At 39.3% G+C, this 16,171-nt stretch carries 9 protein-coding genes; 2 read left to right on the top strand and 7 right to left on the bottom strand.

The genetic code is table 11. From position 1 onward, the window contains the following. Nucleotides 1-7: 7 nt before the first annotated feature. From I6F47_RS11890 to I6F47_RS11870, 5 genes are all read right to left on the bottom strand, one after another. Nucleotides 8-1,513, bottom strand: a complete 1,506-nt coding sequence (locus I6F47_RS11890; protein WP_010555040.1) for an MFS transporter — start codon at nt 1,511-1,513, stop codon at nt 8-10. After that, nucleotides 1,506-3,365, bottom strand: coding sequence for an alpha-amylase family glycosyl hydrolase (locus tag I6F47_RS11885; protein ID WP_197183916.1), 1,860 nt, complete (start codon nt 3,363-3,365; stop codon nt 1,506-1,508). Before I6F47_RS11885 ends, I6F47_RS11890 begins: the two co-directional genes overlap by 8 nt. Nucleotides 3,366-3,455: 90 nt before the next feature. Beyond that, nucleotides 3,456-5,306 carry a glycoside hydrolase family 13 protein gene (locus I6F47_RS11880; protein WP_197183915.1) on the bottom strand — a complete coding sequence of 617 codons (1,851 nt, stop codon included), beginning with the start codon at nt 5,304-5,306 and terminating at the stop codon, nt 3,456-3,458. Between the two features lie 2 nt (nt 5,307-5,308). Then, nucleotides 5,309-6,799: a tryptophan halogenase family protein gene (locus I6F47_RS11875; RefSeq protein WP_024590100.1), complete on the bottom strand. Its 1,491-nt coding sequence runs from the start codon at nt 6,797-6,799 to the stop codon at nt 5,309-5,311. 132 nt (nt 6,800-6,931) lie between these two features. Next, nucleotides 6,932-9,715, bottom strand: coding sequence for a TonB-dependent receptor (locus I6F47_RS11870; protein ID WP_197183914.1), 2,784 nt, complete (start codon nt 9,713-9,715; stop codon nt 6,932-6,934). A gap of 662 nt (nt 9,716-10,377) precedes the next feature. Here I6F47_RS11870 and I6F47_RS11865 point away from each other — a divergent pair. Next, nucleotides 10,378-12,000, top strand: coding sequence for an alpha-glucosidase family protein (locus I6F47_RS11865; protein ID WP_024590098.1), 1,623 nt, complete (start codon nt 10,378-10,380; stop codon nt 11,998-12,000). Between the two features lie 92 nt (nt 12,001-12,092). On the opposite strand, the gene I6F47_RS11860 is transcribed toward I6F47_RS11865, so the two are convergent. Then, nucleotides 12,093-12,638, bottom strand: coding sequence for a TIGR00645 family protein (locus tag I6F47_RS11860; RefSeq protein WP_007582598.1), 546 nt, complete (start codon nt 12,636-12,638; stop codon nt 12,093-12,095). A 240-nt stretch (nt 12,639-12,878) separates the two neighbouring features. Here I6F47_RS11860 and I6F47_RS11855 point away from each other — a divergent pair, with 240 nt between their 5' ends. Further along, a complete protein-coding gene (locus tag I6F47_RS11855) occupies nt 12,879-13,121 on the top strand; it encodes a hypothetical protein (protein ID WP_007582596.1) in 243 nt (80 codons plus the stop codon). 317 nt (nt 13,122-13,438) lie between these two features. Here I6F47_RS11855 and topA read toward each other — a convergent pair whose 3' ends face one another. Then, the gene (topA, locus tag I6F47_RS11850) at nt 13,439-16,147 is read right to left on the bottom strand and encodes a type I DNA topoisomerase (RefSeq protein ID WP_024592543.1); all 2,709 of its coding nucleotides are present in this window, start codon (nt 16,145-16,147) and stop codon (nt 13,439-13,441) included. Nucleotides 16,148-16,171: the final 24 nt, after the last annotated feature.

Here is a 16,171-nt window from a genome sequence, read left to right as displayed (position 1 = left end):
GTGACCCTTAGTTTGAATTTTTAACGCGCATTACAGCAATCGCAGCAACAACGAATGATGCAGCACCAATTAATAATGCGTAAATAGGCTGGTTAGAAAATACGTGGCGTAAAATAAGCCCTAAAATACTAGCAGCAAGCAATTGCGGTATAACAATAAAGAAGTTAAAAATACCCATATACACGCCCATTTTATTACTCGGTAATGCATTACTTAACATTGCATAAGGAAGCGATAAAATAGAAGCCCATGCAAAGCCAACGCCTATCATTGGAATAAGAAGCATTTTTGGATCTGTTATAAACATAAAGCTCGCAAGACCTAATGCACCTAGTAGTAAGTTAAAGCAATGTGCGCCTTTTAAGCCCATCTTTTTAACTAAGAATGGAATACACATAGCGGCAATAGCCGCAAAGCCATTGTAAGCTGCAAATAAAATACCGACCCAATCAGCCCCATCGTTAAAGGCTTTACTTGTTGCATCACTGCTGCCGTAATGAAAGCTTGTTACTGCGGCTGTGGTGTATATCCACATAGCAAACAACGTAAACCAGCTAAAAAACTGCACCCAAGCAAGCTGCTTCATTGCCTCTGGCATGGTAAATACATCTTGTACTACTTGGTAAAAACCGCCTTGTATTTTGTTAGCAGCCTTTAATGCGCTTGCTATCCACTGCACAATACCAAACGCTAGTAAGCCACCAGCAAGTAGGTATAACTCTTTTTCAAGCGATAAACCCATTACTAATGCAAGGGTTGCTAAACCTAGCACCACAAAAATAATGGCACCTTTATTGAAGTTGATATCTACTAATGCGGTGTTAGTCGGTTTGGCAGTGTGGTTTTCAAAAGCAGCTAATTGCTCAGGGCTATATTCTTTGGTTCGCATAACTGTCCAAAGAACTGCGACTAGCAATACGACCCCACCCCAATAAAATGAATATTTAACAGATTCAGGGATTTGCCCTGGCGCAGCGGTGTTACTAACATCAAACCAATTGGTCATCATCCATGGTAGCGCTGAGGCTAATACTGCACCAATACCAATAAAAAAGCTTTGCAAGCCATAGCCCGTAGCGCGTTGTTTTTCTGGCAGGTTATCGCCTACAAGTGCTCTAAAAGGTTCCATAGTGACATTGATTGAGGCATCCATAATCCATAACATACCTGCAGCAATCCAAAGGGTTGGTGAATGCGGCATGATAAAGAGTGAGATAGTAGTAAGTACCGCCCCTATGAAAAAGAATGGACGACGACGACCAAAACGCCCCCATGTCTTATCACTCCAATAACCAATTATTGGTTGCACTATTAAGCCCGTTAGCGGTGCTGCAACCCATAAAATAGGAATATCATCAACTTGTGCGCCTAGGGTTTGAAAAATACGGCTCACATTGCCGTTTTGTAGTGCAAAACCAAATTGAATACCTAAAAAGCCAAAGCACATATTCCATATTTGCCAAAAACTTAGATTTGGTTTGTTGCTGTCATAATTATTATTTTGATTATTCATGATTAGCCTTATTAGTTAAAACTGCGCTACTAAATGCATCTAGCGAAAGCATAAGCTTTGTAACTTCTTTGTCAGTGATGATCTTTACCGTGTTTTGTTCAAGTAAGTCGTGTAGCGGTCTATTTCGCTCAAAGGTATTTGCTTGCTCTGGTGTTAAATTAATTAATACCGTTTGTGGCTCCTCACTAAAATTACTAAAAACATAAACAGATTGCTGTCCCAGCGTGCGTACAAAACCAACAACGCGTTCGCTATTGCTAAGTGAAAGCTCTGACATGGTTCCACCTACAACAGCGGGCAAACTATTAAGAGCCATTATTGCTTTATAATAATCACGAAGTGATGCTTGCTCGCTCGATAAGTTAGCCCCGTCGAATTTGCCGTTGTTCATCCATGCTTGATGCGCTGGTACACCAATGTAGTCAAAAATACTGGTGCGGGTAGATGTACCAAAACCTGCGTTTTCAGATCCGTCCTCCCCCACATCTTGGGCAAAATATAATAAAGTAGGTGCCCGACTCATTAAGCTAGAAACTACCATTGCTGGTTTCCCCCAGCGTGCATCACCTGCAAAATCAGGGCTAGCAATGCGTTGTTCGTCGTGATTTTCTAAAAAGTGCAGCATGTGCGCTTCAATATCAGCCACTTGGCTTTGGGCTGCAAAAATAGTATTAGCAGCTTGCTTACCCTGCATAATGGCTTTTAATGTGTCGTAAAAGCCGAGTTTGTCATACAAGTAATCCATTTTTCCTTGCTGAATATACGCTCTGTACATTTGTGGGTTGTAAACTTCAGCCAATAAAAACGCATCGGGCTTTTGCATTTTTATTGATGAATTTAAAAAGCTCCAAAATTCAACCGGCACCATTTCGGCCATATCGTACCTAAAACCATCAACGCCTTTATAAAGCCAGTAAAGAGTGATATCTCTAAATTTATACCAGCTATTAGGCAGTTCCTTATTTTGCCAAAACGCATAATGGGCGCGATAATCTTGGTTTTCTAGCTCTTTAGGTAATACAGGAAAGTCATAGCTGCCATCAGGCTTAACGCCATAATTCACTCTTACGGTTTCGTACCAATCGTTAATATCTGGCTTGGGTGCACGCGCGCCATTCCCCGTCCATTTCGCTGGCGTTTCATCAAAAAAACCGTCAGCTAAAGGGTGAGTATTACCCCCTAAAACTGTATAGCTTTGTGATGTTGGAACCTGAAAAGACTGACCCGGGACATAATAAAAGTTATTATTTTTATCGTACTCTTTGCTGGTGTCGTCTTGCTCACCAAAGTCTTTTATTCCTTTGGGTTTTGCTACTGATTTATAATTACGAGCCACATGGTTAGGTACAATATCTATAACCACTTTCATGCCATGCTCATGAGTGCGCTCAATCAGATCACTAAACTCACCCATTCTATTAGTCACATTTATGGCTAAATCTGGGTTTACGTCGTAGTAATCTTTTATTGCATAAGGTGAACCTGCACGGCCTTTAACTACATCAGGGTCATCTTGCGTAATTCCATACTCGGTATAATCGCCCACTAGCGCATGATGTAAAACACCGGTATACCAAACATGGGTTGTCCCCAATTCTTTAATACCTTTAAGTGCAGCATCGTTAAAATCGGCAAATTTACCTACACCATTTTGCTCTTTTGTACCCCAAGGCACATTCGCGGTCTGTGTGTTGCCAAATAAGCGTGTAAATACTTGGTATACAACAGGCTTTGTTAACTCATTTTGCGCCTGTTTAGGCGCTTGCTGTTGTTCGGTTTCATTATTGTCTGAGCACGCACTTGTTATAAGTGCGCTGCACAGTAATGCGGGTACATAAACTGATTTTTTCATTGTGTGTCTTTTTGTCAGTAGTGTTATAGCTTTATACTAAAGATATCTGCAGCAAGCATACAGTTGCTGCATACGTATTCACTTAAACATTCACGGCGTATTAATCACTAATACCGTAGCAGCCATTGGCTTTAAGTTAATACTGTTAGTTAGTTTAAAAGTGTGTTGTGTGAATAATGCCTTCGCATTGGCATTTTTTGGTATAACTTCTTGCATGTAATCAAGATTATGCTTTTGTTTTACTTTGTTTTTATTCATAAAAACTAATACTGTTTGCGTATCACTAACGCGAGCATAACTATACACACCATTGTTCGGGCTGAAATGAACGAGCTTACCCTTTGTAAGTGCCGGGCTTTGCTTTCTAAAGTTAAGTAGCGTGCTTATAGTCTTGTGCATATCGCGCTGCTCTTTACTTAAACCTATTCCAGTAAACGCATTGGCGTTTTGATTTTTAAACCCACCTGGAAAATCAATGCGTATATCACCATGATCTTTACTCGGCGTGTTATCTAATAATATTTCGGTTCCATAATATATTTGTGCAATGCCGCGCGTTGTTAAAAACAAAGTCATCGCCATTTTAGTTTTAGCTAAGTCTTGCCCAAGCTCCGTATATACACGGCTCATATCGTGGTTATCAGCAAACACCATAATGTTATTGGTGTCTGGGTATAAAAAATCGTTAGCTAATGACTGATATACTTTAACCCAGCCTGTACTCCAACTTTCATCTTCATTTAAAGCTCGAATTACCGCCTCTTGCAACGAAAAGTCCATCACACTGGGTAAGCTTGACACATACCCATCTTGATTTACTTTACCGCGCTGCCAATACGACGCTATTGCAGGGTTTGAAGTCCACTCTTCGCCAACAATATTAAAGTGTGGGTATTCATCCATAATGGCCTTGGTCCAATCACTTAAAAATGCTTTGTCTGAGTAAGAGTAAGTATCAACTCGAATACCGCTTAAATCTGCGTATTCAATCCACCAAATTGCATTTTGAATTAAATACTCATTTAATAATGGTTGGCGCTGGTTTAAATCGGGCATGCTAGCGACAAACCAACCATCGCTAAACTGGCGTTTATCGTAGTTACTTGCGTGTGGATCTTGAATTGTTTGGCGCGCATGGCTTGTGGCATTTTTGCCATTTTCAAACTGCCCATTAAAGTTAATCCAATCTTGAGTTGGTTTATCCTTCATCCACAGGTGCTCAGAGCCAAAGTGATTAAGCACCATGTCCATAACAAGCCCAATGCCCTGCTCTTTAGCCTTTGTTGACAACGTTTTATACAACTGGTTTGAACCCATACGTGGATCAACGTTGTAAAAGTCTGTGATCGCGTAACCATGATAAGAGTAATCAGGCATGTTGTTTTCAAGCACAGGTGTTAGCCAAAGCTGTGTCACGCCTAGATTATTTAAATACGGCAGCGCATTAATTACACCTTGAATATCACCGCCATGTCGCCCGCCTTTAAAGCTTGTATTTACACTCTCTAACATACCTCTAACTGTATCGTTTTTTTCATCACCATTTACAAAGCGATCTGGGTTAATTAAATATAAAGCATCTGCATTTGTGAAACCTTGGCGTTGCGCACTATGTTTATCTCGGGTAAGTAAAGGAAATTCAAAACTATGTACTGGATCGCTACTCTTAAATTGAAGCGTTCCTGCTTTGGCGTTATCGCTAATATTTAAATGTAGAAAAGCATAATTAGGGTTGTTAGTGCGTGTTACGTTATTAAGTTCAACCCCTTTATACTTATCTAATTTAAATTCTTCGTTAGCTATATTTTGCTCATGTACGAGTACTGTAATGTTATTTTTATTCATGCCTACCCACCAATTGGCAGGCTCTACATTAAGTGCATAACTAAAGCTTGGTAAGCTACATGCGCTTACTAGTAAAAGTGTGTTTAAAAATCGCATTGTTATACCTTTTTAATGCTGGCTAAAAAATTCTGGTGAGTTGGTAACTGCGTTACAGTTGAGCTGATCAACGTTTTTAAAGTAGAGAATAAATCGCTCAGTTGGTCATCACTTAGTGAATCAACAATACTGTTATAGTCATCAGGGATAAGCCCTTGCCCTATCATGACTTGCTGCCAAGCAACTTCGGCGAATAGTTCATCATCTTCACGTATTACTTTGCCTGTGTGTTTAAATAAATTCAGTTTATGGGTAAGGGAATTTGGTATATCCATTTGCATGCATTGACGCCAAAACGGGGAGTCTTCTCGCTCGGTGAGTTTATAATGCAAAATAATAAAATCACGTATGTGCTCTAATTCAATAACGCTTTGTTTATTAAACTCCGTTACTAACGCATCGCTAATACCGTTGTGTGGAAATAGCTTAATTAAACGCGTAACCGCAGTTTGAATTAAATGAATACTGGTTGACTCTAGCGGCTCTAAAAAACCACTTGAGAGGCCAACCGACACCACATTTTTATGCCATTGCTTTAAACGCCGACCTGTTTTGAATTTTATAATACGGGGCTCTGTAATTGGCTCAGCGGGTAAGCTTTTTAGCAGTAACTGCTTAGCATCATCATCTGACAAGTATCTACTGCAATAAACAAGGCCATTACCAATACGATTTTGCAGTGGTATTTGCCATTGCCAACCAGCACTATGTGCAATAGATCGCGTATAGGGCTTAAGCTCATGAGTACTTTTTGTTTGTACGGCTACTGCACTATCGCATGGTAAGTAATGAGACCAATCAATAAACCCTGTATTTAGTGTTTGTTCAATTAATAGTGCACGCAGCCCGGTGCAATCTATAAATAAATCCCCACTAATTTGACTGTCGTTATCCAGTGCTAGGCTTTTAACATTGCCTGTATCGCATTGTTCAACATGGCTTATTTTTGCATCTATGTGTTTAACACCGCGCGATATAGCCAACTTTTTTAAGTATTCAGCGTAAAGCGTCGCATCAAAATGATATGCGTAACTCAGCCCAGGTAGTTGGGTATTAGGAATTGTATTGAGGGGTGCAAATTTATGCTGTTTAGCCGCTTGGTAATTGAGTGAAAAATCCCATAAGTCGTCTTCGTAGCCCGTAATTTGACCTTTTAACCAAAAGTTATAAAAATCGCAAAAGGGAAAATCTTTACCTAACGAGCCAAACGCATGCATGTAGCTATGCCCTGGCGTTTTCCAGTTTTCGAACTCTATACCTAATTTTATTGAAGCATTAGTGGCATTAATAAAATCTTGCTCGTTTATACCCAGCGCGTTATTAAGTTGAATAATGGGCGGTATCGTTGCTTCACCCACTCCTACCGTACCAATAGCTGATGATTCTATTAGTGTGATATTAATTACTTTACCTAACACTTTATTAAGCAGTGCTGCTGTTATCCACCCTGCGGTACCACCGCCTGCAATTACGACATGTTTTATTGGTTTCATATTATTGCCCACACTTTAATACAGCGCTCAATAAACTTAATTAAGCGAATTGGTATTAATCAGTGTTTGATAAACTAGCTATAAAAAAGCCCTTGTAAAACAAATCACAAGGGCTTCTACACACAACTTTTATTATAGCTTGTAACTAAAGCCTAACAAGTAAGTACGACCGTAATCTTGGTAGTCACGTACTTGTAGAGCATTATCGCCAGAAAGTGACGTAAACGGTTCTTCAGTTAAGTTTTGTACTTGAAACTGAACAGATAAACCTTCAAGGCTTTCAATACCGGCCTCAGAGAAGTCATAACCTGCTTGAACATCCCAAATAGTTTCACCTAAAATATCAACTTGTTCAGTGTTAAAACCTAAACCATATACATCACCTTTAAAGGCACTGCGTTTGCGCATACTGGTACGTAATTGCATACCATGCATTTCGTAGTAAACTGTTAAGCTTTGAATTTTATCCGAAAGACCTGGTAGCTCGTAATCGTTACCGTTTTGATCCTCTATATCAGACTCTATTCCTGTATGGCTGGCAATTAAACCAAAACCTTCAAGAGATGGATGGAATATTTTAAATGGTAACGCTAGTGAAAGCTCGTAACCATATAAATCGCCACCGCCGCCATTTATTTTACCGCTGCCTGTACCTGATGCTGTTGCAGGAACTTCACCTGTTGAAGGGTCAGCTACGCCTGACATATCAATTGCATACGTGCCGTCAAAAATCCACTGAGTTAAATCTTTATAGAAAAACGCAGCAGAGAAGTAACCTTCATCGCTAAAGTAATTCTCGTAAGTAAAATCGTAGCCGGTTGCTTCTTTAGGTTCTAAATTTGGGTTACCACCCGATACAGACCAATAGTTGCCATTTTCATCAGGTGTTTGATTATATGAAGCATTAACTGATGAATTCATTTCATCTAAGCGTGCACGAGAAATTGTTTTAGCAGCACCAAAACGTATCGTTTGTTGCTCATCAATCGCAAGTGACAGGTTTAAGCTAGGTAATACGTGCGAGTAATCATGACTTATGTTTGTCGGTGATGTAACAACCACACCATCAACAGTACTAAATGCATTACCTTGTGATGATTGATCAGTTTGTACATAACGCACGCCCACGTTACCCGTTAATGCAAGGCCGCTTACTTCAGCATTAATATTTGCTTGAACAAATGCAGAAGTAATTTCTTCTTTTACAGTCCACGATTTAGTCGCATGACTTGTATTTGTTAAGCTCTCTGCCAGTAAGTCGTAATAACCGTCGTTAACTAAGCCATTTACGTCATAAGCAATCATATCGCCCATGCCTATAAAGCCTAAATCAACACTTCCGTTACGGTACTGTTCTGGCACATTAAGCATGCCTGGGCTATCAAGCGAAAAGCTAGATAACGTCATAAAGTAACCTTCTGAATCTTTTGTTTTCTCACGTTCTTTGTAAGACATACCAAATTCAATAGAGCTTATGTACTCGTTTTCTAATACCTTTGAAGCCGCTATTTTTAATGTTGACAGCTCATCTTCAATGGTCGGTGCATTAATAAAACCATCTTGCGCTTGGTTTTCATACTCAGTACCAGTTAAACCATATTTATCGTTAAGTGCAGAGCTTGCACCCCACGATAGCGGGCCACCTAACTGTATTAAACCATAATCGCTATAATCTAAATCATGTGAAAAAGTAGCCCCAGTGTTACCACCATTAAATGTGTAACCCAAGTTATCTGCAACACCGCGAGAATCACCACGCCCTGTACCTGAGTAGCTCTCAACACTCCAGATTTTACGGTCTACTTGTGAGTAGCTTGCGTCAAACTCTACTGACCACGAATCGTCAATATCATATTTAGTATTAAAACCAAAAGCTGTAAGTTCCGCTTCGCGTTCTTCATAATCGTTTCGAACTACTACACGTTGGCCTTGTGTTACTGCACTAGTTATAAAGCCAGATGCTTCATCAACTACAACACTATTTGCATCAATACTACCTTGTCCCCATGCAAACGGAACTTCAATACCGCGTAGAATTTTTTCATCTGTAAAATCTACATATAACGCATCAAACGTCATGTTTAATTTATCTGTAGGTGCGGCTTCAAGTACAAGCATTGCAGAATCGCGCTCAAGTGTAGATGAACGTACAAATGGTTTAGCGCCACCTAAAATTGAATAATCGTTACCATTTTCAGTGAATTCTGGGTAGCCCCACGAGTTCCAACGTTTTTCTTGATTTGGTGAACTCATTGTATTTAAAGCAAAGGCAACACCAATTGTATCGTCAGCAAACTGGTCAATGTATGAAATAGTGCCTCGGTAACCGTCATCATTACCGTCTGGATTTAATTTACCAAAGCTGGTTTGCTCATACTGCCCATTTACTTGCACAACACGCTCGCCTTTACTTAAAGGGCGCACGGTTTGCATATTAATAACACCGGCAATACCTTCAGCATCAATACTTGCATTTGGCGTTTTATAAACAGTTACACCGCTCATTATTTCTGATGGATAAAGGTCAAACTCTACACCACGGTTATCACCAATCGATACCTGCTCACGACCGTTAAACGTTGTGCCACTTTCATTCTCGCCAAAACCACGAATAGAGACACGACTTGCTCGACCATCTAAGCGCTGGGCGGTTAAACCGGGTAAACGCGCAATCGATTCAGCAATTGAAGAATCTGGCAATTTGCCAATGTCTTCAGCCGATATAGATTCTACAACCTGTGTAGAGAAGCGTTTTGTGTTGATTGATTCTACAACACTGCCACGAAAGCCTTTAACTTCGATAACTTCTACATCATCTTTTTTTATTGTATCTTCTTGAGCAGCCTGTGTAGCAAAGCTTGATAAGCCTGCAGCTGTTAATGCCAAAGTTAATATACTTGGTTTGAACATAGACATAATGTTTTCCCGTTACCCATATTGTGATACCCGCGTTCAATGTTTAAGTGATAGTTAAACAAGGCGAGCTAATTTTGTTGTCAGGATGAATATTAACGCCAGATTTATTTTATTAACAACTTTATGCATACGTATTCAACAATTTCAATGTAGCCTAAAATTAACATATATTACACATATGTAATTTTAACCACATGATTTTATTAAAAATAAGCAAAACAAAAAACACTGAAAGAGCATGACAGATTAAATCTATTTTGTAGAAAACTAATAGCCTTCCTACTTGAATGTAAACAAGATGAAATTAATTAGCGCTGTTATATAACTTTTAAATAATTGCACATTTACTAAGTGTTAAATTGGTCAGACCATTCCTAGTAAAACCAAGGGTATATTTCCTTTATAGTACAAACTGTTAGGTTAAATTTAACTAAAAAATGAATGAATAACATAATTGGTAAACATTAAACACACAAAACGAACACCGCTAAAGATGCGCTAAGCGCTTATTTTAAATAATTTTATTGCATTATTTTTAGTGCATACGTATGCAGACTTTTTACAGAATTAAAGGCTTCACGTATGCTTTTTGAAAATAACGTGATTAATCGTAATCACAATAAAGAATAGTCTAAATACTGTGTGGAATGACGGAGAAAAGCATGACCCAAAAGCAGTGGTATAAAGGTGCGGTTATTTATCAAGTTTATCCGCGTAGCTTTCAAGATAGCAACAACGATGGTATTGGTGACTTAAAAGGGATTATTAATCGTATTGATTACATTAAAAGCTTAGGCGTTGATGCAATTTGGATTTCACCTTTTTTCAAATCGCCGATGAAAGACTTTGGCTACGATATTAGTGACTACCGTGACATTGACCCGCTTTTTGGTGATTTAAACGATTTTGATGAACTTATTAGCCAAGCCCATGATCGCAATATTAAAATCATAATTGACCAAGTACTAAGCCATACATCAGATCAGCATCAATGGTTTACAGATAGCCGCGAAAATCAAAATAACGATAAAGCGGATTGGTATGTTTGGGCTGAAGCTAAAGATGACGGCACAGCACCTAATAATTGGCTGTCTATTTTTGGTGGTGGCGCGTGGCAGTGGGAACCTCGCCGTGGGCAATATTATTTGCATAACTTTTTAACCGAACAACCCGATTTAAACTTTCATAATCCTGACGTAAGACAAGCTGTACTTGATAACGTAGAGTTTTGGCTTAAAAAAGGCGTTGATGGCTTTAGATTAGATGCTATTAACTTTTGTTATCACGATGCACAACTTCGCGATAACCCAGCTAAACCAAAAGATAAGCGCCAGGGTCGTGGTTTTAGTGAAGATAACCCATACGCATTTCAGTATCATTACTACAACAACACTCAGCCAGAAAATATTGAGTTTATGCAAGACATTCGCACATTACTTAATAAATACCCAGGTACTGTATCGCTTGGCGAAATCTCATCAGAAGATTCATTGGCGACAATGGCGCAGTACACCCAAGGTGGCGATAAGCTGCACATGGGATATAGCTTTGAGCTCTTAACAAATGATTATTCAAGTGAATATATTAGAACTACGGTTCAAACTCTTGAACAACGTATGACTGAGGGTTGGCCGTGTTGGGCATTTAGCAACCATGATGTAGAGCGCGTAGCAAGTCGCTGGAGCGAAAATGGCGAAATAAACCCTCAGCAATGTAAAATGCTAACCGCCCTACTTGCTTCCCTTCGTGGCAGTGTGTGTATGTACCAAGGTGAAGAATTAGGTTTAGGTGAAGCATCTGTCGCCTTTGAAGACTTACAAGACCCATACGGCATTACATTTTGGCCTAACTTTAAAGGGCGTGATGGCTGTAGAACGCCAATGCCTTGGGAGCAAGTTGATTCATCTCATGCCGGTTTTAGTGATGTAAAACCTTGGCTACCCGTTGATAATGCACACAAACAGCAATCAGTCGCTGTGCAAACTAATGATAGCAACTCAATTTTAAACGCCTACCGTGAATTTATGGCGTGGCGCAAAAGCCAAACTGTTTTACTTGAGGGTGATATTGAGTTTATTGAAACGCCTGAGCCTGTGCTTGCTTTTTATAGAACGCTTGGACCGCAAAAAATGCTGTGCATGTTTAATCTAAGCTCTCAACAAACAAGTATTGATATGCCAACATCAATCGTTAAAGAATACAATGAGCTTAGCCACCACAGCGCAAAATTAAGCCAAGACACACTAACACTTGAGCCTTTCGCTTGCTTTTATGCAAAGTGTTAATGACATCAATAATTACACTTAATATTACAGCTAAGCTCTAAACATAAAAAGCCCAAGTAAATTACTTGGGCTCTTTTATGCGTTTAATTTTTCTAATGACTTTGGGTTTTACTGTTTAAGTAGTCAGTTAAAGCAAATAAAACGCCTGACATTACAAACGTGACATGAATAGTCACTTTCCAAAGTAGCTCATCACTTGGATATGCGCCTGAGTTTATAAATACTTTTAATAACTCAACAGCCGAAATAGCGACTATCGCACTTATTAATTTCATCTTTAGACCTGAAAAACCAACTTTTCCCATCCAAGATGGTCTGTCTTCGTGATTATCAATATTAAGCTTAGAAACAAAGTTCTCGTAACCACTAAATGTAATGATCAGCAATAACCCCGCTAATAATGCCGTATCAACTAAAGTTAGAATACCGACAAGTAACTCTTGATTGGTTGCTGTAAATGTCGCAATACCCATTAAATAAAGCTGCTTAAAAAACTTTATTAACAACAGTACAACTGCAAATAGTAAACCCACAAAAAATGGGGCTAGTAGCCAACGCCCTTTAAAAATAAAAGATTCTAATGCATGCTCTACTTTATTAGCTTGGCGTGGTTTTTTATTAGGGGTGTGTGATGACATTGGTTTGTCTTTTAATTAAAAAAAGCGACCTTAGCTTATAAACCACTGCAACACAATGCTGCGAAATCCTGACAAGTAAATTACTCATCCTCACGATAAAAAAATTTCGTTATCTTTTATTTCGTTTTCGTTTAAAAATCAGTGTACCAACAGAGTTGTTCTGGATTGGGCACTACTGGTTTAAACCTAATCTTAAACTGGGTAAATCAGTCATCACACCATTTTTTTAGGAATAAACGAATGAAAAAAGCATTGCTAGCATTAATCGTAGCTCCACTATTTGCAGTATCTGCGACTTACGCGGTAGCAGACGATGCGCCAACAGCTTCAGCCGAAATGGTAAAAGAATACACAGAAATGTGTGTTAACTGGGCTAAAGATGATGACGTAAGCAATGAAGAGCTAAATGCCTACGTATTAAAATGCGTAAATGATGAGCTTGAATCTGAAGGCTATAAAAAAGTATCTTCTGTTAAGATTTAATCATACCAATTGCATTAAATTAGTGATCTATTATAGCGCTAAGAAAATAGCTCAATAGCAAGTGAAATAGCATGACATATAGTTGTTTTATATGAATGTTTTTTAACGCAGTGAGTGGGTTATTTAGTGCAATATAATGACCATGTTTTTAATAAAATTGGTATCTCCAATACGCTTAGTTGAATGTACTGCTAATAAAGCCGTTGCGAAAACATTTAACTAGGCACAAAAAAACCGGAATAGACACAAGCTGTGCGTTCCGGTTTTTTTATGGTTTTTTAAAACCTATAAGAAGTTATGAATAAGCGATAACGTGCTTATTCATCTTCTTTTTTAGCTTTCGCTTTAGGCTTTGCTTTAGCTGGTGCCTTTTTTGCAGCAGCTTTCTTTTTAGGTGCTGCCTTTTTCTTCGCTTCTTCTGTCCATTTACCTGCTTCATAATGAGCAGTCCAGCCAGTAGCTTTACCGTCAACTTCAGTCATAACATACTGAGCTTTATTTTTACGGCTGTAGCGTACAACAGCAAGATTACCATCAGGATCTTTAGCAGGTGCATCTGCTAAGTAATAAAACTTAGGCGAGATACGGTCTCTAAAGCGTTTTAACTCTTCTACCTTAGGTGCACGTGTTTCACGAGACTTAGGAAAAGTATTTGCAGCTAAAAATATACCAGCGGCGCCATCACGTAATACGAAATACGCATCTGACTTTTCACACTCTAACTCAGTAATGTGAACAGGATCTTCTTTTGGTGGAGCAGCTTCGCCACTTTTAAGTAGTTTACGTGTGTTTTTACACTCGTCATTATTACAGCCAAAATACTTACCAAAACGACCCGATTTAAGTTCCATGTCAGAGCCACATTTATCACATTCGATAATTGGTCCGTCATAGCCTTTAATTTTAAAGGTGCCTTCTTCAACAATATGCCCTTTACATGCCGGGTTATTACCACACACATGTAATTTACGGGTTTCGTCGATTAGGTATGAATCCATTGCAGTTTCACAAATAGGACAACGTTTCATCTGCATTAACTTTTCAGTTTCTACATCTTCTACATCAGCTGCAACTGCTTCATCACCCGACACCAAGTTCATTGTTGTAGTGCAACGCTCTTTTGGCGGAAGGCTGTAACCAGTACACCCTAAGAAAACACCAGTTGATGCCGTTCGTATACCCATTTTTCGGCTACACGTAGGACATTCAATATCGGTTTCAACCATCTCGTTAAGACGCATGCCACCGTTCTCTGGCTCGTCTTTAGCGACAGTTAATTGCGTTGAAAAATCAGCATAAAACTTATCTAGAACTTGAGTCCATACACGCTCGCCTTCAGCGATATCATCTAAACGGCCTTCCATTTTAGCTGTAAAATCAAAGTTCATTAAATCAGTGAAATTTTCAACCAAGCGATCGGTAACTATTTCACCCATTTTTTCAGCGAAGAAACGGCGGTTTTCTACACGTACATAACCACGATCTTGAATCGTTGATATAATTGACGCATAAGTAGATGGACGACCAATACCGCGTTTTTCAAGCTCTTTTACTAAACTTGCTTCACTAAAGCGCGCTGGCGGTTTAGTAAAATGCTGCTTAGGATCGAGTTCGATTAAAGTAAGGACTTCACCTTCTTTAACAGCCGGTAGTGATTGATCTTCTTCGTTTTTCTTACGTATCGCAGGTTGTACTTTTGTCCAACCATCAAAGCGTAGCACACGGCCTTTCGCTTTAAGCTGGAAGTCGTTAGCTGCAACAGTTAGTGTTGTTAAATCGTATTCAGCAGGTACCATTTGGCACGCTACAAACTGACGCCAAATTAGCTCGTACAGCTTTTTAGCATCGGCGTCTACACCTTCAACATGACCAGATAACACGGTAACGCTTGAAGGACGTATTGCCTCATGCGCCTCTTGTGCATTGCCTTTAGAGCTGTAGCTAATTGGATCTTTTGGTAAGTATTTAGCACCAAACTCGTTTGTTACATACTCACGACACATTTCAACGGCATCTTTTGAAAGATTAGTTGAATCGGTACGCATATACGTAATATAACCACCTTCATACAAACGCTGAGCAAGCATCATGGTCTTTTTAACGCCATAACCTAAACGCGTACTTGCCGCTTGCTGCATGGTTGAAGTAATTAATGGCGCACTTGGGCGACTTTTACTTGGTTTTTCTTCAACGCTAATTACTTTGTATTCTGCATTCTCAAGGCTTTTAACCGCTGCGCTAGCCTGAGCTTCATTTACAGGCTTAAAAGGCTTTCCTGCTTGTTTGGCTACTTCTAAACGTAATTCAGACTCAGTATTTTTAACGTCAGCATGGATATCCCAAAATTCTTCAGGGATAAACGCCTTAATTTCACGCTCACGCTCTACTAATAAACGTACCGCAACAGACTGAACTCGTCCTGCAGAAAGTCCACGGGCCACTTTAGCCCACAACAAAGGTGATACCATAAAGCCAACAACACGATCTAAAAAGCGACGTGTTTGCTGAGCATAAACCATATCAGTATTAAGCTCGCCAGGTGTTTCAAACGCTTGCTGTATTGCGTTTTTAGTAATTTCGTTAAAAACTACGCGCTTATACTTAGCAGGATCACCACCAATGATTTCTTGAAGGTGCCAAGCAATTGCTTCCCCTTCTCTATCCAAATCCGTTGCGAGATATATTTGGTCTGCATTTTCAGCCAGCTTTTGTAATTCTTGAACAACTTTTTCTTTACCAGGCAGTATTTCGTAATGCGGATCCCAGCCTTGGTTTGGGTCTATACCCATACGCGCGACTAAGTTTGTATAATCTCGTTGCTTTTTATACGCTGCTTTCTCTTCTGGTTCCATTTTACGAACTTCTGCTGGCGTTTTAGTTGCCGGCACTTTAGCTTTGCTCGAACCTGAAGTAGGTAAATCTCGTACATGCCCAATACTGGACTTTACGATGAAGTCATTACCTAAATATTTATTAATTGTTTTAGCCTTAGCAGGAGACTCTACAATTACTAGCGATTTGCCCATAGTTGCCTATTTCTAACCAAATAT

It is taken from the genome of Pseudoalteromonas sp. NZS37 (assembly GCF_015864265.1).
Lineage (GTDB): Bacteria > Pseudomonadota > Gammaproteobacteria > Enterobacterales > Alteromonadaceae > Pseudoalteromonas > Pseudoalteromonas arctica.
This window is presented reverse-complemented; position numbering and strand designations above follow the sequence as displayed.